Source organism: Bradyrhizobium genosp. SA-3, assembly GCF_004212635.1.
GTDB lineage: Bacteria > Pseudomonadota > Alphaproteobacteria > Rhizobiales > Xanthobacteraceae > Bradyrhizobium.
In genome coordinates, this window is record NZ_PSRT01000156.1 from 1 (window position 1) to 17,980 (window position 17,980).

The window sequence follows — 17,980 nt, forward strand, 5'->3', positions numbered from 1 at the left end:
TCCACGCCCACAAGCCGCCGCAGGGCGGCCAATCGCCGATGGCGCGGCAATCGGAAATCCCAGGCGTCGCCGCCGTGATCGCGGTCGCCTCCGGCAAGGGCGGAGTGGGCAAGTCGACCACCGCGCTCAATCTGGCGCTCGGCCTGCGCGACCTCGGGCTCAAGGTCGGGCTGCTCGACGCCGACATCTACGGTCCCTCGGTGCCGCGGCTGACCGGCCTGCGCGATAAGCCGGAGCTGAACGACGAGCGCAAGATGATTCCGCTCCGGCGCTTCGGCCTCGCCATCATGTCGATCGGCTTTTTGGTGGAGGAGGAGACCGCGATGATCTGGCGCGGTCCCATGGTGATGTCGGCGGTGACACAGATGCTGCGCGACGTCGAATGGGGCAAGCTCGACGTGCTGGTCGTCGACATGCCGCCGGGCACCGGCGATGCCCAGCTCACGCTGGCGCAGAACGTGCCGCTGAAGGGCGCCGTGATCGTCTCGACCCCGCAGGACCTGTCCCTGATCGACGCAAGACGGGGGCTTGCCATGTTCAAGAAGGTCAACGTGCCCGTGCTCGGCATCGTCGAGAACATGAGCTACTTCCAGTGCCCACATTGCGGCACCAAGTCCGACATTTTCGGCCATGGCGGGGCGCGGCACGAGGCCGAGAAGCTTGGCGTCCCGTTCCTGGGCGAGATCCCCTTGCACATGGCGATTCGCGCCACCTCGGATGCCGGCAATCCCGTGGTCGACAGCGAGCCGGACGGACCTCATGCGGCGATCTACCGCGCCATTGCAGGCCAGGTCCGGGACCAGCTCAAGGGTGTCATCGCCGCGGCCTGAACCGGTCGCCGCGGCAAGCTCCGGGGACATGCGACTTTCGTAGAGCCCCGTCATGCCATTGTCGCGTTCCGCAAGCGGGGCTTCCGTGTTAAACGCCCACGGCAGTCAAGCCCCTTCGGTTCGACGCGGCCTTCACGCGTCGCCGGAATGAGCGGCGGCAAAAGAGAAGTTAAGGGGAAACGCCCCAGCAAGGAGAGACCTGAAGATGAAGCGTCGTGATTTTCTCAAAGTGTCGGCAGCAGGCGCGGCGGCGACCGCAGTGGCCTCGCCGGCGATCGCGCAGTCCTCGCCCGAGGTGAAGTGGCGCCTGACTTCGAGCTTCCCGAAGTCGCTCGACACCATCTATGGCGGCGCCGAGCAGGTGGCGAAATACGTCGCCGAGATGACTGACAACAAGTTCCAGATCCAGGTGTTCGCCGCCGGTGAAATCGTCCCCGGCCTGCAGGCGCTGGATGCAACCTCGAGCGGCACGGTCGAGATGTGCCACACGGTGTCCTACTACTATGTCGGCAAGGACCCGACCTTCGCGATCTTCGCCTCGGTGCCGTTTGGCCTCAATGCGCGCCAGCAGAATTCGTGGCTCTATCAGGGCGGCGGCAACGAGCTCGCCAACGAGTTCTTCAAGAAGTCGAACGTGATCGGCTTCCCCTGCGGCAACACCGGCACCCAGATGGGCGGCTGGTTCCGCAAGGAGATCAAGACCGTTGCCGACCTCTCCGGCCTGAAGATGCGCATCGGCGGCATTGCCGGCCAGGTGCTCCAGAAGGTCGGCGTGGTGCCGCAGCAGCTCGCCGGCGGCGACATCTATCCGGCGCTGGAGAAGGGCACCATCGACGCGGCCGAGTGGGTCGGTCCCTACGATGACGAGAAGCTCGGCTTCGCCAAGGTCGCCAAGTACTACTATTATCCGGGCTTCTGGGAAGGCGGTCCGACCGTCCACGCCTTCGCCAACCTGGAAAAGTGGAATGCGCTGCCGAAGAACTATCAGGCGATCCTCACCAACGCGACGGCCAACGCCAACAGCTGGATGGCCGCGCGTTACGACATGCAGAACCCGGCGGCGCTCAAGCGTCTGGTCGCTGGCGGCACCCAGCTTCGTCCCTTCACCAACGAGGTGCTGGAAGCCTGCCTCAAGGCGACCAACGAGCTGTGGGCTGAGATCTCGGGCAAGAACGCCGACTTCAAGAAGTCGATCGACGCCATGCAGGCCTACCGCTCCGACGAATATCTGTGGTGGCAGGTCGCCGAATATACCTACGACAGCTTCATGATCCGCTCGCGCACCCGCGGCTGATCTACGGCTTAAGTCGTAAGACCAGTGGCCCGGCCTCCCCAAGGAGGCCGGGCTTTTTCTTTGCCGCAGTGCGATCGGGATGGCATTCGGCGGAGCGATGCTCCATGCTGTCCCGCAAGCCTCGGCAAGAAGGCCCCACAAGCAGATCCATCAGGGTAGGAAATCATGAAGAGAAGAGACTTCATCAAGGTCACTGGACTTGGTGCGGCCGGCGCCGCCACGCTCGCGGCGCCCGCGATCGCGCAGTCGATGCCGGAAATCAAATGGCGCATGCCGACGAGCTGGCCGAAATCGCTCGATACGCTGTTTGGCGGCGCCGAGATGATGTGCAAGATGGTCGCGGAAGCGACCGACAACAAATTCCAGATCCAGATCTTCGCCGCCGGCGAGATCGTGCCGGGTCTCCAGGTGCTCGACGCCGTGCAGAACGGCACCTGCGAGATCGGCCACACCGCGTCCTACTACTATTTCGGCAAGGACCCGACCTTCACCTTCGGCTCGGCCGTGCCGTTCGGTCCCAACATGCGCATCAACCAGGCCTGGTACATGCTGGGCGGCGGGCGCGACGTGCTCAACGAGTTCTACAAGGGCTACAACGTCGTCTCGCTGCTCGCGGGCAACACCGGCTGTCAGATGGGCGGCTGGTTCAGGAAAGAGGTCAACACGCCCGATGACATGAAGGGCATGAAATTCCGCGTTGGCGGCTTCGCGGGCCGCGTGCTCCAGAAGCTCGGCGTGGTGCCGCAGCAGCTCGCCGGCGGCGATATCTATCCCGCGCTGGAAAAGGGCACCATCGATGCCGCCGAATGGGTCGGCCCCTATGACGACGAGAAGCTCGGCTTCTACAAGATCGCGCCGCATTACTACTATCCCGGTTGGTGGGAAGGCGGACCGATGCTGCTGGCCTTCGTCAACCTCGACAAGTGGAACGCGCTGCCGAAATATTACCAAAGCGTGCTGGAGCAGGCCGGCCATTACGCCAACAACTACATGATGGCGCGCTACGACAACGCCAATCCGCTGGCGCTGAAGAAGCTGCTTGCGGGCGGCACCAAGCTGCACGCCTTCTCGCCGTCGATCATGGATGCCTGCCACAAGGCCGCCAAGGAGCTGCACGCCGAAGTCGGCGCGACCAACGCCAACTTCAAGAAGGTGCACGATTCCCTCGCCAAGTTCACGAGCGACGGCTACGCCTGGTTCCAGGTCGCCGAGGTCGGCTACGACATCTTCATGGCGCGGCGCTCGCAGAGCTGATCACGCCAGCTGTTGCCTGCAACGCCCCGGAGCGAAGGCTCCGGGGCGTTGTCGTATCCGCGTTTGGAGAGTGCCAGACTCAAAATATGCAAAAACAACCCCATGCACAGTAGACGAGGGGTTACGGCGGTACTTCCTGTCGATGTTGCTAAAAGGCTGATACGTCGACGTAAATCACTGGGGTGCGACGATCCTCGCGCAGCCGCGGCCCGCGCTGCATTTTGAGAGCGGAAGTGGGGTAGGGACCGCCGAGCGACGGATTCGTTTCGCTCGTCCGATGCTGCGAATTGCGAAGCCGCTTGACTCGTCGGGCAACACAGTGGCAAAAAGTCATCATCGAAAAATCCGAAAATCCTGTCGCGGTGCCGATCGTTGGCCGATCCTTGGGAGTGACCATGGACTTCGATCCCGATGAGGTTCAAGGCGCACTGCGCAAGGCATGGTCATTGTCGACGGCCAGCCAATGGACCGCGGATAATCCTGCGGCGGGGCAATGCAACGTCACTGCGCTGCTCATTCATGAGCTCTTTGGCGGCGACTTGCTGAAGACGCCTCTGCCGCAAGGCGATCATTTTTACAACCAGATCGAGGGGCGGCGGTACGACTTCACGGCGTGTCAGTTCGATCAGCCGATCGCGTACATGGACTTGCCTGCCGGTCGAGTCGAGGCAGAGCGAGGAGCAACAAACGACGAGCTGGCTGATCTCAGAGTTGCTTTTCAGGAGCACTATACGAAGTCAGGTTAAGGGCAGCAGCCGGCGCCGCCCTCTACGCTATCAGAGATCCGCTATGGGCCCACAAGCCGCCAGAGGCCACCACGAAGGCGCACGAGATCCTGCGAGAGAGGGCAAAGCGATCGGCTTAGGGCTATGAGCGGAAACCTCTCACTTCGCTGCAAGTCCTGCCATGCGGATGACGCCGGCGTATTTCTCAGTTTCTTGGACGATGAACTGCTCGAATTGTGCCTGTGAGCCGGGCATCATGTTCCCTCCGAGCTCTGCAAGCTTCTCCTTGATGCTCGGGGTTGCAAGTGTAGCGTTGACCTCGCCATTTAGCTTATCGACGATGTCTTTCGGTGTTGTTCGCGGCGCGCCTATACCGAACCACGATCCTGCCTCGTAGCCTGCGACGGTGTCGGCAGCAACCGGCACGTCGGGGAGGCTTTCCGATCTGCTCAGAGTTGTCACTGCGATCGGGACAAGTTCGCCCCGCTTGATGTGCGCAATCGACGAAGGCATTGGGTCGAACATTGCGTGGATGCTGCCGGCCAGAAGGTCCGAGAGCGCGGGTCTCGAGCCGAGATAGGGTACGAGCGTGACGTCTACGCCTGTCATGGTCTTGAACAGCTCGATGCCGATGTGCTGTGGCGTGCCTCGGCCGGCAAATCCGACCTTGAGCTTTCCGGGATTGGCCTTGGCGTAGGCAACCAGCTCCGAAACCGTCCTGATCGGAACGGAAGGATGCACCTCGATGACAAGCGGGACTTGGTAAAGACCCGCAACTGGCGTGATATCGCGACCAAAATCGAAGTCGAGCTCTTTGAAGAGGGTCGTGTTGATCGTGTTCACCGGCCCGCAGACGAGAAGCGTGTAGCCGTCAGGTTCTGCCTTGACGACAGATCTGGTGGCGACATTTCCGCTCTCGCCCGGTTGGTTTTCGACGATGAAGGGCTGGCCCAAGCGCTCGGAAAGCCAAGGAGCAATCACTCGGCCCGCGATGTCGACTGGTCCTCCGACGGGAAATCCCACTATGAGGCGCACACTTCGCGTCGGATAACTTTCCGCAGCCAACGCGATCCGTGGCACAGCCGCCGTCGCGATCGTGGCAAATGCGGTTTCCAGGAAATCACGCCTTTGCAATGGCATACCGTTCTCCTCCGAGCCAGGTAACGGCAGATATCGCACTTTGAGCGGGCGTTCGCTATGATATGCTCGGAGCGATCGTGATACTTTTTGGGTATGTCCATGGATCTCCGGCGCCTTCGATATTTCATTGCCGTCGCTGAAGAAAAGCACATCACGCGTGCAGCAGAGCGCCTCGACATGCAGCAGCCGCCCCTGAGTCGCCAAATCAGCTTGATGGAACGAGAAATGAACGTTCAGCTTTTCCGTCGTTCCTCTCGTGGCGTCGAATTGACCATCGCGGGTGAGGCACTCCTTCGCGAGGCCAAAGCCGTCCTCGTGCAGTTCGATCGCGCGATCGAAGCAACGCGCCGTGCAGCACGGGGTGAGCAAGGTACTCTATGCATCGGCATCGCACCAACTGCGCCGTTCAACCCACTCGTTCCCGACGCCATCCGCACGTTCCGTGAAAGATTTCCGATGGTTTCGCTGGTTTTGCACGAAGGGCTCAGCAACGAAATCGTTGCTCAGTTCAACAACGATCAAATGGACGTGGCATTCGTACGTGCTCCTGAAGTGCATGCAAACGGAGTCGTGGTGACACTTCTTCAAGAGGAGCCGTTGATCGCGGCGTTGCCAAGTCATCACCCCTTGGCAAGGACCAGATCGAAAACTGTATCGCTGAAAGGTCTGGCAAGCGACCAATTCATCATGATCGGTCCGGCGGGGACGGGTCTGCACGACGAGACCATGGCGGCGTGTCGAGCGGCGGGGTTTGCGCCTCGCCTGGGCCAGCCGGCGCCCCGAATTACGTCCACTCTTGGCTTGGTCGCGGCCGGGCTGGGCATCGCACTTGTGCCGTCGACGATGCAGAGCGCCCGTATCAAAGGGGTCACTTATCGCCGTCTTGCAGATGCCTCTCCGAAGGCTTTTCTCGGGTTGGCCTGGCGGCGAGATGATCCGTCGCCGGTCCTGAAGAAGTTCCTGAGCTTGGTTCGGGTGATGGCAAAGAAGAAACCTTCGTAATTCTGAGCTCACCTGTCCGCTTCGGCGCAAGACAATCGCGCCCGTTCACGGCTGATCGGTCCCTGCCAGATACTGTCGGAAGAAGGCCAGTGCGGCGGCGTTGAGCTGCGCGTGAAAGGCGGCGCGGTCGAACCCCGATCTGTCGGTGCAAACGTCGGGACGCTTCTTCGCCAGATCCGGCGTGCAGGGCGGAAGGAATGCATAGTGACCGGCGTTCGGCACGAGATGATAGTCGGGTTTGACCGGCAGGTCGCGCTCAATCATTGAAACGTAGTCCAGCGTGACTTCACCGCCGGTCCTGTCGTCTCCACTCAGCGCCGACGCCCAAAACTGGATCGGAATTTTCACGTCCTTCAGAGCCTCCCGGTCGAACAATGGACCGAAGGCAGGGTCGGCAACGACAAGGGCCTTGACGCGTGGGTCATGCGCGAATGCTTGTGCCGGGACTTCGCTTCGTCGCAGTTCGGCGCAGCTGGGTTTCGGAGAATTTTCCGGGCACAAGGCGATGGCCTTTCGCAGATCGGGATTGGCGCCCGCGACCACCAGGCCGGTGTAGCCGCCCCTCGAAAAACCAAAGAGCCCGACATGGTCGCGGTCGAGTTTCGCATGATCGGACCATGCGGTGAGCATATGGTCGATCAGTCTCGTGATGTCGGCCGGACGCTCCGTCAACGCGGCGAGCGTGTCCGCACGGCTCATGTCGCCGCCGCCGGCGTCGACCGGATGGTCGAGCGCGACGACGACGAACCCGGCATCGGCGAGCACCTCGGCCGTGTCATGATGGCCGATGAAGGATCCCCCATAGCCATGCGAGATCACGATCAATGGCAGCTTGTCACCTGAGACCGCACAGTCCCGCGTCGCAGGCAAAGTGACCGTGCGAAGTTTGACCTCGCCCGCCTGCTCCTGGCACGGCGACCACACGGCCGCCTGGAATGCTGGCAAGCCGGCCTCGGCCGGCACCGTGATGAAGCGAAAGCCGGCCGCCTGGGCGAACGTCGTCATCAGGCAGAAAGCGAATGCGAGTGTGAATCTCAGGACGTGCATGTGTTGCTCTCGTTTGAGTTCTGCCGGAGTCTCTGTTTGGAGCGGATCGGTCTGCAGGATGGGGTTTGGCTGCGCTCCATCCTACGACCTGTGCGCGGCCATGGCTTACACGAACCTGACAAGAGCGCTCTGACCTCTCGATGCCTGCTCGTCAGCAGTGCGGCGGCAGCGGCTGTCGATGTCATTCGCACGCGCGAAATTTGGTGTCATCTCAACGCTAGCGTGATGCGTAGTTCTTCGGTGTTCCTTTCGCGGAACGATCAGGCTATCGGAATCCGGCAATCGGACTGAAGTCGCGGCGGTTCGTTCACCGTCGTTCCGACTTCACGGTACGGTATACCGGACTCAACCAGTTCCGACGGGAATTCAGCTTTCACCTTACACGGCGGCTCTCGATCTTTGATCGAGATGCCAGGGCGGCCGTTTCCCGTGGGGACTTATCCATGAGCATGGCAATTGAGATCGTACAACTCCTGATACAATCTGCCGACAGTTGGCTTTTTGAAGGTAATCGTTCGGGTCTTAGCGATCGCGAATGGATGGCCTTGCGCTTTCTCGCTCGCGCAAACCGATTTTCGCGGACGCCGACTGCCCTCGCCAGCTTTTTGGGCACGACCCGCAGCGCCGCATCGCAGATTGCCGCCGTACTGCAGAGCAAGGGACTGATGGTCCGCAAGCCATCTGCAGAGGATAAGCGCTCGATTTCGCTCTGCGTTACAAGTGAGGGCGAGAGGTTCCTGGAGCGCGATCCGATGAATGCCCTGCGCGATCAGCTTGTGGCCCTTGAGCTCCCCGATCAATCTCGGCTGCGCGATACGCTTCGCCGTGTCCTGGTTGGGCTCGATGTTGCCACGCGCCGTCACCGTAGTGACGTTTGCAGTGAATGCATGTTCCTGATCGAGAGCGGAGAGGGGAAGGACCGCCGTTTCAAGTGCCGGCTCTTTCGGAAATCCATAGCCCAAAAGGACACGACCCTGCTATGCGCCTATTTCGAGGGGCGGGGTTAAAAGGGCCAGCTGCTACGAACGTCCGCCGTCCCCGCCTTACGGGTGCACACCTGATTGGCTTACACGAACCTGACCGGTGACCAGTTCCGCCGGGTGCTTTTTTGCTGGCCGCGGCGCTCCGAATGCTGGAAAAGAGCGAAGATGCGGCGCGAGCCGCGCGGTGACACCCGAACATCCGGCGGGAGTTTGATGCGCCTTCTGATCGTCGAGGACAATGTCGAGCTGTCGCGGCTCGTGGCTGGCGGGCTGGCAGCGGCCGGCTATGAGAGCGACATCGTCGCCAGCGCCGGCGAGGCGCGCGAGGCTGTGAGCAGCGTCAGCTATGCCGCGATGATCCTCGACCTCGGCCTGCCCGACGGTGACGGCCTGTCGGTGCTGCGCGAGCTGCGCCTTAAGATGGAGCCGCTGCCGGTCCTGGTGCTGACCGCGCGCAGCGGCCTGCAGGACCGCGTCACCGGCCTGCGCAGCGGCGCCGACGACTATCTCGCAAAGCCGTTCGCGATGGAGGAGCTGGTGGCGCGGCTGGAGGCGATCCTGCGCCGGCCGGGCCAGCTGCTCGGACGCTCGCTGCGCCTTGCCAATCTCGTCTACGACACCGAGAGCCGTCAGATCTTCGTCGATGACCAGCCGCGGATCATCTCCGCGCGCGAGACCTCGGTGTTGGAGATCCTGCTGCGCCGGCAGGGGCGGGTGGTGCCGAAGAAGAATGTCGAGGACCACATCTTCGGGCTCGAAGGCGAGGTCGCCTCCAATGCGGTCGAGGTCTACGTCTCGCGGCTGCGCAAGCAGCTCACCGAGCACGGCGCCAAGGTGGTGATCCACACCATCCGCGGCGTCGGCTATCTCATGGCCGAGGAAAAATAGCGTGGCTGCCGGCGGCCATGTCAGATCGCTCACGTTCAAATCGCTGATCTGGCGGATCGTCTTCCTGCACATCGTGGCGGTCGCGATGGTCGCGATCGTCCTGCCGCTGGTGCTGTTCTGGCTGCTCAATTCCGAGATCGACCAGTTGCACCGCGACGGCATGCGCGCCCAGGCCGAGGTGCTGGCGGAGCGCATCGTCGCCCAACCGGACGGCTCGCTGACGTTCAATCTGCCCGACAGCCTGCGCGGGCTCTATTCGGACGCTTACGGCCGCTATCAATACGACATTCGCGATGATGAAGGCCGGCTGCTGTTTTCCTCGCACCGGCGGGCCGGCGCCGCAGCGCTTCGGCCGTCCGAGACGATTTCCGGCGCCGGCGTCACCCGGACCATCGACGGCAAGATGGTACGCATCCGGGTCGCCGAGGATCTCGCGCATCGCGACGTCATCATCGACGACATCATTTCGAATTTCTTCCGGCGGGTCGGGTGGATCACCATCCCGATCCTTCTGGTCCTGCTCGCAACCGACATCATCATCTTCCGCCGCGCGATCGCGCCGCTGTGGAGGGCCTCGGAGGAGGCCAGCAATATCGGCCCCGCTCGCACCGACATCCGCCTGCCGACCAAGCAGATCCCGCGCGAGATCATGCCGCTCGTCACCGCCGTCAACCAGGCGCTCGACCGCCTCGAGGACGGCTTTCGGGTGCAGCGGCAGTTCACGGCCGACGCCGCGCATCAACTGCGCACGCCGCTCACGATCCTGCGCACGCGGATCGAGACGCTTGGCGACGGCGCGGCACACCAGGCGCTGCATGCCGACATCGAAGCCATGAGCCGGATCGTCGCCCAGCTGCTGGAGATCGCCGAGCTCGACACGCTGGTGCTCGACCCCGGCGAGACCGCTGACTTGCGCGCCGTCTGCGCCGATGTAGTCTGTTCGATCGCCCCGCTCGCGATCGCGCAGCACAAGGAGATCGCGCTGCGGGGCAGCGACGCGTCGGTCATGATCCATGGCAATTCGGAGATGCTTCAGCGCGCAATCTTCAACCTCGCCGAAAACGCCATCAAGTTCACGGCCAGGGATACCGCCGTCGAGGTCGAGGTGGGCGGGGACGGCTCAGTGCGGGTGCGCGATTGCGGCCCGGGCATCGCCGAGGCCGAGCGCGAGTTGATCTTCCAGCGCTTCTGGCGCCGTGACCGCCAGCGCAGCGACGGGGCGGGCCTGGGGCTCTCGATCGTGCGCGGCGTTGCGGACGATCATGCGGCGACGGTCGCGGTGGAGAATCTCCCCGGCGGCGGCGCAGAGTTCACGCTGCGGTTTCGGCTGGCCGAGAAGGGCGCCGCTTTTCCCTCTCCCCTTGCGGGAGAGGGGGGCTCGCCGCGTGAACGGCGAGACGGGTGAGGGGTCTCGCTCCGCGAGTCTCACTCTCAGCCGAGCGTGCCGAAACAACCCCTCATCCGGCGCCATAGCCGAAGCTTCGCTTCGGCGTTCTTAAGAACGGCGGCCGAAGGCCGCCTATGCCACCCTCTCCCACAAGGAGAGGAGGAAGAAAACAACCGCTATTTCAGCTTGCCGGTGGACAGATCCATGATCATGCGTGTGGCCAGATACAGACGCGGGACGATGCTGTTGAGCTGCACATATTCGGCATCGTTGGAGTGTGCACCGAAGCCTGACAGGCCCATGCCTTCCACCACGGCTCCCCTGGTCTTGAGCGCGGCAAACGCGGCGTCGGTGCCGCCGCCGGTCGCCTTCTCGTCGACCTTGAGGGACATTCCGAGCTCCTGATAGATCGTCTTGCCGTAGGCCGCCACGTGGCGCGAGGCCTCGTTGGCCTCTAACGGCGGGCGACGCACCTCGAACTTCAGGTCGACCTTGGAGTCGGGCAGCAGGCGATTCTTGATCTTGTCCTGCAGCGCCTTCTGCAGCTCGTCGAAATCCGCCACCTTGAGCGCACGTGCGTCGGCCTGGGCCGTGGCGTCGGCGGGGATCACGTTGCGATTGGTGCCGGATTTGGAGACCGTCCAGTTCAGCTTCAGGCCCTGTTCGGGCTTGGACAAGTCCTTCATCTGCAGCACCTGGTGCGAGAGCTCGTACAGCGCATTCACGCCGCCCTCAGGCCTTGCGCCGGCATGTGACGACTTGCCATGCACGGTGAGATAGGCCGAGCCGATGCCGCTGGTGGCGAGGCGCAGCGTGCCGTCGGTCCCGCCGCCTTCGAACGAGAACACCACGTCCTGATCCGAGGCGAACCGGGTGATGGTGCTGCGCCAGCCGGGCGAGGAGATCTCCTCGTCGCCGTTCGTGAGCACCGTGAGCGTGCCGTAGTCTTTGAAGTTCAGCTTCTGGAGCAGGGCCACGGTATGGAGAATGAGTGCGACGCCCTGCTTGTCGTCGGCAATGCCGAGGCCGTAGGCCTTGTCGCCGTCGATGCGGAACGGCTGGTCCTTCAGCATGCCCTTCAGGTACACCGTGTCCATGTGGGCGATCAGCATGATCTTCTTGCTGCCCGTGCCCTTGAACACGGCGTGTACGGCCGGCCCGACCTTCTCAGGCGTGTCGTCGAGGCGATAGATGTCGGAGGGTTGCAGGATCTCCACCGCGCCGCCGAACTGCTTGAGCTGGCCGGCAACGCGCTCAGCGATCTGGTTCAGGCCTTCGATGTCCTTGCTACCGGATTCGATGTTGACGAGATCGCGCAGGGTGTCGAGCAGCGGCTGCTGCTCCTTTTGCGCCAGCGTATGGATATCGGCGATCGGCTCGGCCTGCGCCGTCGTGGCGGCACATGCCAGCCAGAGCGAGGCGATCAACGGGCCAACGAGCGATGGAGCAGGGTGCAAGCGGGGCATGAGCGGCCATCCATGGGGTGGAGGATGGCCCGGTATGCCTGCGTTTCCGGTGCTTGTCACGCGCGCCGTCCTGCGTCATGCGCCGCTTGAGCGGAGCATGACGGCGAGTGTCGTCCCCGCTATTTCTGCGGTGGTCCCAAATCCAGCGGCGGCAGCTCGATCTGCGGCACCTCGATCTTGATCGTGTTGGGGTCGATGTTGGTCTGGACGCCCTTGTAGTGCATCACCATCGCGGGGAACGCGATCACCAGACCGACCATGATGACCTGGATGACGACGAACGGGACCGCACCCCAATAGATCTGGCCCGTGGTGACAGGGTCCATCCGCTTGCCGGTGACGCGATCGGTGTATCGCTCCTTCGGCGCGACCGATCGCAGATAGAACAGGGCGAAGCCGAACGGCGGATGCATGAACGAGGTCTGCATGTTGACGCCGAGGATGACGCCGAACCAGATCAGGTCGATGCCGAGATGCTCGGCGGCAGGTCCGAGCAGCGGGATCACGATGAAGGCCAGCTCGAAGAAATCGAGGAAGAAGGCCAGCACGAACACGAATGCGTTGACGAAGATCAGGAAGCCGACCTGGCCGCCGGGCAGGGAGGTCAGCAGATGCTCGACCCAGACGTGCCCGTTGACGCCGTAGAAGGTGAGCGAGAACACGCGGGCGCCGACCAGGATGAACACGACGAAAGCCGACAGCTTGGCGGTCGATTCCGTGGCCTGCCGGATCAGATCCCAGCTCAGCCGCCGCTTCGCGGCACCGAGGATGAGGGCACCGGCCGCACCCATGGCGCCGCCTTCGGTCGGGGTCGCGATGCCGATGAAGATCGTGCCCAGCACCAGGAAGATCAGGAACAGCGGCGGCACCATGACGAAAGTGGTCTGCTGCGCCATCTTCGAGAGGAAACGGAAGCCGGTGAGCTTGTCGATGACCCAGTTCACCACGGCGACGACGAATGCGAAGATGATGCCGTAGAACATGCTGAGCACGACGTAATCGGCGCCATGCACGCTCGAATCGCGCATCATGAACCAGCCGAACACGCCGCTCGCGAGGAACAGCACGCCGAGCGAACCGAGGCCGCGGCTGCCACTCTCCTCGCGGAAGCCGATGGCCTCCTTCGGCAGGCCCGGCGTGGCCTTCGGGAAGATCATGCTGACGAGGAAGGCGTAGCCGGCGTAGAGGCCGGCGAGCACGAGGCCCGGGATAAAGGCGCCCTCGTACATGTCGCCGACGGATTTGCCGAGCTGGTCGGCCATCACGATCAGAACGAGCGAGGGCGGAATGATCTGCGCGAGCGTGCCGGACGCGGCGATGACGCCGGCCGCCACGCGGCGGTCATAGCCATAGCGCAGCATGATCGGCAGCGAGATCAGACCCATTGAGATCACGGAAGCGGCGACCACACCGGTCGTCGCGGCGAGCAGCGCGCCGACGAAGATCACGGCATAGGCAAGGCCGCCACGGATGGTACCGAACAGTTGGCCGATGGTGTCGAGCAGGTCCTCGGCCATCCCCGACCGCTCCAGCACCAGTCCCATGAAGGTGAAGAACGGAATGGCGAGCAGCGTGTCGTTGTTCATCACGCCGTAGACCCGCTCCGGAAGGGCCTGGAGAAAGTCGGGGTGGAATTGGCCGAGTTCGACGCCGATTATGGCGTAGAACAGGCCGACGGCGCCGAGTGAGAATGCCGCGGGATAGCCGAGCAGCAGCACGACCACTAGCGACGCGAACATGATGGGCGCCATATTGGCGATGATAAACGCGGTCATAATTCCCCCTAAACCGTCGCCAACGGCTACTTCTTCTCGATCGCTTCGACGAGATGCTCGACTTCCGCCTCCAGCGCCGACACCTGGGATTCATGCGGGTCAGGCATCATTCCGCGCATGACCGCAATTCGCTTGATCAGCTCGGAGATGCCTTGAACGAGCAGCAAAGCGAACCCGATCATGATCAGGGATTTGGCGGGCCATTGCGGCAGACCGCCGGCGTTGCCGGATTGCTCGTTGATCTGGAACGAGCGCTGGAAGAACGGCACGCCCGTGATGATCATGACGATGCACAGCGGAATGAGGAAGAACAGGTGGCCGATCACGTCGATGACGTTGCGGGCCGTCTTCGGCAGCGCGTTGTTCACGATGTCGATGCGGATGTGCTCGTTATCGAGCAGCGTCCAGGGCGAGCACAGCAGGAAGACGATGCTGAACAGCACCCATTGCAGCTCGAGCCACGAATTGGACGACGTGTCGAACGTCTTGCGGACGATCGCATTGACCGCCGAAATGACGACGGCGACCACGATCAACCACGCCAGGCGTTTGCCTGTCCAGCGCGTGAACGCGTCAATTCCTTGGCTCAGCTTTAGGAGCGCTTGCAACGATAGGTCCTCCCCCGATTGTGCCCCGGCCGTCTTGACTGCGCCGAGTTGGCGCGTGGCTTGTCTCGCCGCGCAGGCATAAGGCAGCCGCACCAAACCAGCGGGCGTGCCGCCAGTCAATTGGAAGTTTGTTGATAGTTAAGGGGAATAACACCCGCGAGCAGGTTAAGGACTATCCGCCGGTGACGCTCATGTGCCTGGAGACGCTGGGACGGTCGTGGCGGCGGTCGATGATGAAGTCGTGGCCCTTGGGCTTCAGCCCGATGGCGCGGTCGATCGCATCCGCAAGCAGCACATCCTCATTCGATGCACGCAGAGGTTTGCGTAAATCCGAGGCATCTTCGTGGCCGAGGCAGGTGTGCAGCGTTCCCGTGCAGGTGATCCGCACCCGGTTGCAGGATTCGCAGAAATTATGGGTCATCGGCGTGATGAAGCCGAGCTTGCCGCCAGTCTCGGCGACGCTGACATAGCGCGCCGGTCCGCCCGTGGTCTCGGCCAGATCCGTCAGCGTGAATTGCTGGGCGAGGCGGGCGCGCACCAGGGACAGCGGCAGATATTGGTCGATCCGTCCCGATCCGATCTCGCCCATCGGCATCACCTCGATCAGCGTCAGGGCCATGCCCTTGCCGTGGGCCCAGCGCATCAGCTCGGGCAGTTCGTCCTCGTTGAGGTTCTTCAGCGCCACGGCGTTGATCTTCACGCTGAGCCCTGCGGCGCGTGCGGCTTCGATGCCTTCCAGAACCTTGTCGATCTCGCCCCAGCGGGTGATCTCGCGAAACTTCCGCGGATCGAGCGTGTCGAGCGAGACGTTGATGCGGCGGACGCCGCAATCGGCAAGCTCGCTCGCATGTTTCGCAAGCTGGGTGCCGTTGGTGGTCAGCGTCAGCTCGTTTAGGGCGCCGCTGGAAAGATGCCGCGACAGCGAGCGCACCAGCGTCATCACGTTGCGGCGGACCAAGGGCTCGCCGCCGGTGAGCCGCAGCTTCTTCACGCCCTTGGCGATGAAGGCCGTGCAGAGCCGGTCGAGTTCCTCCAGCGTCAGCAGGTCCGCCTTGGGCAGGAACGTCATATCTTCCGACATGCAATAGAAGCAGCGCAGGTCGCAGCGGTCGGTAACGGAGACGCGCAAATAGCTGATGGTCCGCCCGAACGGATCGGTCATGGGGCTCGACAGCGCGGCGAGGGGACTCGCGGAAGATCCGTTCATACGGGAGGCCTTGTCACTTTGGGCGACTCGCGCACCGATGCTTTAGCGGTGCTCTGGAAGCAATCTAAGCATCACGCTGGCCGAGGACAATCGGGTTGGATACGTAAGGTCAGCGCTTGCCCGCGTTGGGATCGGGGAACGGCGAGGCCGCGGTCTGTGCGGCATCCGCCGGGGCCGCGGCAGCGGCCGGTTTCGGCTTCGGCCGGTGCGGCTTGCGGACCGGTTTGGGCGGAGGGGCCGGCTGGAGCTCCGCGAACACCGGATTCGGGTCGGTGGTCACCGAGGCGGGGGTGGTGAAATCGCCGGGATTCTTGATCATGTTCACCGGCACGTTCGCCGGCTGGTACTTGGCCAGCGCGAAAGCGACCGTAAACGGAGCATCGGGGGCGGGAACCGAGACTGAGCAGGGGGTCTTGCAGCCCGGACCGAGCGAGGTTGTGGCGTCAGCCCCCGGAGGACTTGATTCGAGCCTGACCTGGACGGTCGGCGGGGCCGATTTGAACATGTCCCAGGACATTGAGGAGCAGCCACCAAGGCTCGCTCCTGCTAACGCAATCGCGATGACACGACGCATGACCACCCATTTCTGCGACGAACCGCCACCTACCCCAGTCGGACCTTAGGAGTGTCGTTTGGGGCAGGCAACCGGCGGGCTGCGCATAGATAATAGATGGTTAATGCGGGGTTCTGCGGAATAATATAGCTTAATCAGTGGCTTGCGGGGTTCGGGCATTCATCAGGCTGTGCGCTGCGGCGGGCAGGTCGCGCATGTGATGGATCAGCCGGTCCGGCTTCAGTTCGACGATCGGCACGTCCGTATAGCCGAAGCTGACCCCGATGACGGGCACGCCGGCCCGCCGGGCGACGCCAACGTCGGTTCCGGCATCACCGACCATGATGGAGGCTTTGACCTCTCCGCCGGCGCGGGCCACGGTCTCGCGGAAAATGGTCGGATCGGGCTTCTGGACGCCGAACGTGTCGGCGCCGCAGATCGCCGCAAAGCGGCGACTGAGGTCGAGCTGGTCCAAAAGCCGCTGCGACAGCCATTCGAGCTTGTTGGTGCAGACCGCGAGGCGATGGCCCTGGGCAGCAAACTGGTCGAGCGCGGCCTCGAGTCCCTCGAAGGGGCGGGATTCGACCGCGATATGGTCGGCATAATAGGCGATGAAATCGGCCGTCATCCGGTCCATGTCTGCGGGGGTGACGGTGCGACCCTCGGCCTCCAGGCCCCGCTCGATCAGCTTGCGGGCGCCGGCGCCGATCATGTTGCGGGCCGAGGCCATCGGCACGGGCGGCAGCCCTTCGCGGTCGAGCACGTGATTCAGCGCGGTGATCAGGTCGGGCGCCGTATCCACAAGCGTGCCGTCGAGATCGAAGACGATGGTGTGAGGGGAGGTCATGGGCGAAGCGCTACCGGCGCGGTCGTATCGAAGCAAGGGGCGGGGCCATAATATCCGCTTATAGACCTGTTCCCAGACCCTGTTCTCCGGGGAAAAACGAGGCTACATAGGCCGCCGCAACCGGCCACACCGGCGGCACATCCTCGATTCAAAGGCGGGCGCAAACGTGAACATGGACCAGTTGAAGCGGCAGGCTGCAGCGCGCGCCCTCGAGGAAGTGCGCGACGGCATGCAGCTCGGGCTCGGCACCGGCTCGACCGCAAAACATTTCGTCGAACTGCTCGGCGAGCGCGTCGCCGCCGGGCTCAAGGTGATCGGCGTGCCGACCTCGGAGGCGACGCGCGCGGACGCGATGCGTTGCGGCGTGCCGCTGACCACGCTGGACGAGATCGACCATCTCGACATCACCGTCGACGGCGCCGACGAGATCGATCCCGAGCTCAACCTCATCAAGGGCGGCGGCGGTGCGTTGCTGCGCGAGAAGATCGTGGCGGCCGCCTCGGATCGCATGATCGTGATAGCCGACGAGAGCAAATGGGTGCCGACGCTCGGCAAGTTTCCGCTGCCGGTCGAGGTCATCCCGTTCGGGCTTGGCGCGACGCGCCGCGCGATCGAGAAGGCATTTGCGGACTGCGGCGTTTCCGGGCAAATGGCGGTCCGCAAGGCCAAGGACGGCCACGTTTTCGTCACTGACGGCGGCCACTGGATCGTCGATGCCCAGCTCGGACGGATCGCGGATCCCGCCAGCCTCGCCAAGGCGTTGAGCGCGATTCCCGGCGTGGTCGAGCATGGATTGTTCATCGGCCTGGCCAGCTCGGCCGTTTTGGCCGGCGGCGAGGGAATCCGCGTGATTGAACGGCGCAAGCCCTAAGGAGACTAGGAATGAAGATCGTGTTGAAATTGTTGCCGGCTGCGACCCTTGCTGTGGGGCTGGCCCTCTCGGTCGCCCCGGCTGTGGCCCAGCAGGGCGCGCC

The 17,980-nt window shown here is 63.2% G+C and carries 18 protein-coding genes; 9 read left to right on the forward strand and 9 right to left on the reverse strand.

All coding sequences use genetic code 11. The features are described from left to right. The 3 genes from CWO91_RS35760 to CWO91_RS35770 all read left to right on the forward strand — a co-directional run. Positions 1 to 830 (forward strand): Mrp/NBP35 family ATP-binding protein (locus CWO91_RS35760; protein WP_130220160.1); only part of this gene is annotated, 830 nt, incomplete at its 5' end. Between the two features lie 205 nt (positions 831 to 1,035). Beyond that, positions 1,036 to 2,124, forward strand: a complete 1,089-nt coding sequence (locus CWO91_RS35765; protein ID WP_091888831.1) for a TRAP transporter substrate-binding protein — start codon at positions 1,036 to 1,038, stop codon at positions 2,122 to 2,124. Positions 2,125 to 2,289: 165 nt separating this feature from the next. After that, positions 2,290 to 3,378, forward strand: coding sequence for a TRAP transporter substrate-binding protein (locus tag CWO91_RS35770; RefSeq protein ID WP_130220161.1), 1,089 nt, complete (start codon positions 2,290 to 2,292; stop codon positions 3,376 to 3,378). Between the two features lie 148 nt (positions 3,379 to 3,526). On the opposite strand, the gene CWO91_RS35775 is transcribed toward CWO91_RS35770, so the two are convergent. Next, positions 3,527 to 3,775 carry a hypothetical protein gene (locus CWO91_RS35775; protein WP_130220162.1) on the reverse strand — a complete coding sequence of 83 codons (249 nt, stop codon included), beginning with the start codon at positions 3,773 to 3,775 and terminating at the stop codon, positions 3,527 to 3,529. On the opposite strand from CWO91_RS35775, the gene CWO91_RS35780 reads away from it, so the two are divergent. Continuing rightward, positions 3,774 to 4,124, forward strand: coding sequence for a YunG family protein (locus CWO91_RS35780; protein ID WP_130220163.1), 351 nt, complete (start codon positions 3,774 to 3,776; stop codon positions 4,122 to 4,124). The two genes, CWO91_RS35775 and CWO91_RS35780, sit on opposite strands and share 2 nt — an antisense overlap. A 138-nt stretch (positions 4,125 to 4,262) precedes the next feature. Here CWO91_RS35780 and CWO91_RS35785 read toward each other — a convergent pair whose 3' ends face one another. Next, positions 4,263 to 5,243 carry a Bug family tripartite tricarboxylate transporter substrate binding protein gene (locus CWO91_RS35785; protein ID WP_130220164.1) on the reverse strand — a complete coding sequence of 327 codons (981 nt, stop codon included), beginning with the start codon at positions 5,241 to 5,243 and terminating at the stop codon, positions 4,263 to 4,265. 99 nt (positions 5,244 to 5,342) lie between these two features. Here CWO91_RS35785 and CWO91_RS35790 point away from each other — a divergent pair, with 99 nt between their 5' ends. Next, positions 5,343 to 6,245 (forward strand): LysR family transcriptional regulator, encoded by a 903-nt coding sequence (locus CWO91_RS35790; protein WP_165405948.1) that lies wholly within the window; start codon positions 5,343 to 5,345, stop codon positions 6,243 to 6,245. 45 nt (positions 6,246 to 6,290) lie between these two features. Here the strand turns inward: CWO91_RS35790 and CWO91_RS35795 are convergent, their stop codons facing one another. Next, positions 6,291 to 7,208 (reverse strand): alpha/beta hydrolase family protein, encoded by a 918-nt coding sequence (locus CWO91_RS35795; protein WP_245471477.1) that lies wholly within the window; start codon positions 7,206 to 7,208, stop codon positions 6,291 to 6,293. Between the two features lie 527 nt (positions 7,209 to 7,735). On the opposite strand from CWO91_RS35795, the gene CWO91_RS35800 reads away from it, so the two are divergent. From CWO91_RS35800 to CWO91_RS35810, 3 genes are all read left to right on the forward strand, one after another. Continuing rightward, positions 7,736 to 8,299 carry a MarR family winged helix-turn-helix transcriptional regulator gene (locus tag CWO91_RS35800; RefSeq protein ID WP_130220167.1) on the forward strand — a complete coding sequence of 188 codons (564 nt, stop codon included), beginning with the start codon at positions 7,736 to 7,738 and terminating at the stop codon, positions 8,297 to 8,299. A gap of 189 nt (positions 8,300 to 8,488) precedes the next feature. Further along, entirely contained in the window at positions 8,489 to 9,163 is a 675-nt protein-coding gene (locus tag CWO91_RS35805; RefSeq protein WP_130220168.1) for a response regulator transcription factor, read from the forward strand. Between the two features lies 1 nt (position 9,164). Further along, positions 9,165 to 10,568, forward strand: a complete 1,404-nt coding sequence (locus tag CWO91_RS35810) for an ATP-binding protein (RefSeq protein WP_130220169.1) — start codon at positions 9,165 to 9,167, stop codon at positions 10,566 to 10,568. A gap of 158 nt (positions 10,569 to 10,726) precedes the next feature. Here CWO91_RS35810 and CWO91_RS35815 read toward each other — a convergent pair whose 3' ends face one another. The 6 genes from CWO91_RS35815 to CWO91_RS35840 form a co-directional block, all read right to left on the reverse strand. Next, positions 10,727 to 12,016, reverse strand: a complete 1,290-nt coding sequence (locus CWO91_RS35815) for a M20/M25/M40 family metallo-hydrolase (RefSeq protein WP_165405949.1) — start codon at positions 12,014 to 12,016, stop codon at positions 10,727 to 10,729. A 119-nt stretch (positions 12,017 to 12,135) separates the two neighbouring features. Then, positions 12,136 to 13,791, reverse strand: coding sequence for a TRAP transporter large permease (locus CWO91_RS35820; protein WP_130220171.1), 1,656 nt, complete (start codon positions 13,789 to 13,791; stop codon positions 12,136 to 12,138). Between the two features lie 26 nt (positions 13,792 to 13,817). Continuing rightward, positions 13,818 to 14,399, reverse strand: coding sequence for a TRAP transporter small permease subunit (locus CWO91_RS35825; RefSeq protein WP_130220172.1), 582 nt, complete (start codon positions 14,397 to 14,399; stop codon positions 13,818 to 13,820). A gap of 172 nt (positions 14,400 to 14,571) precedes the next feature. Continuing rightward, positions 14,572 to 15,606, reverse strand: a complete 1,035-nt coding sequence (gene moaA / locus CWO91_RS35830) for a GTP 3',8-cyclase MoaA (protein WP_130220173.1) — start codon at positions 15,604 to 15,606, stop codon at positions 14,572 to 14,574. 109 nt (positions 15,607 to 15,715) lie between these two features. Then, positions 15,716 to 16,180 carry a hypothetical protein gene (locus CWO91_RS35835; RefSeq protein ID WP_130220174.1) on the reverse strand — a complete coding sequence of 155 codons (465 nt, stop codon included), beginning with the start codon at positions 16,178 to 16,180 and terminating at the stop codon, positions 15,716 to 15,718. 130 nt (positions 16,181 to 16,310) lie between these two features. Continuing rightward, positions 16,311 to 17,006, reverse strand: a complete 696-nt coding sequence (locus CWO91_RS35840; RefSeq protein ID WP_130220175.1) for an HAD family hydrolase — start codon at positions 17,004 to 17,006, stop codon at positions 16,311 to 16,313. A gap of 166 nt (positions 17,007 to 17,172) precedes the next feature. On the opposite strand from CWO91_RS35840, the gene rpiA reads away from it, so the two are divergent. Then, positions 17,173 to 17,877, forward strand: coding sequence for a ribose-5-phosphate isomerase RpiA (rpiA, locus tag CWO91_RS35845; protein WP_130220176.1), 705 nt, complete (start codon positions 17,173 to 17,175; stop codon positions 17,875 to 17,877). Positions 17,878 to 17,980 lie beyond the last annotated feature (103 nt).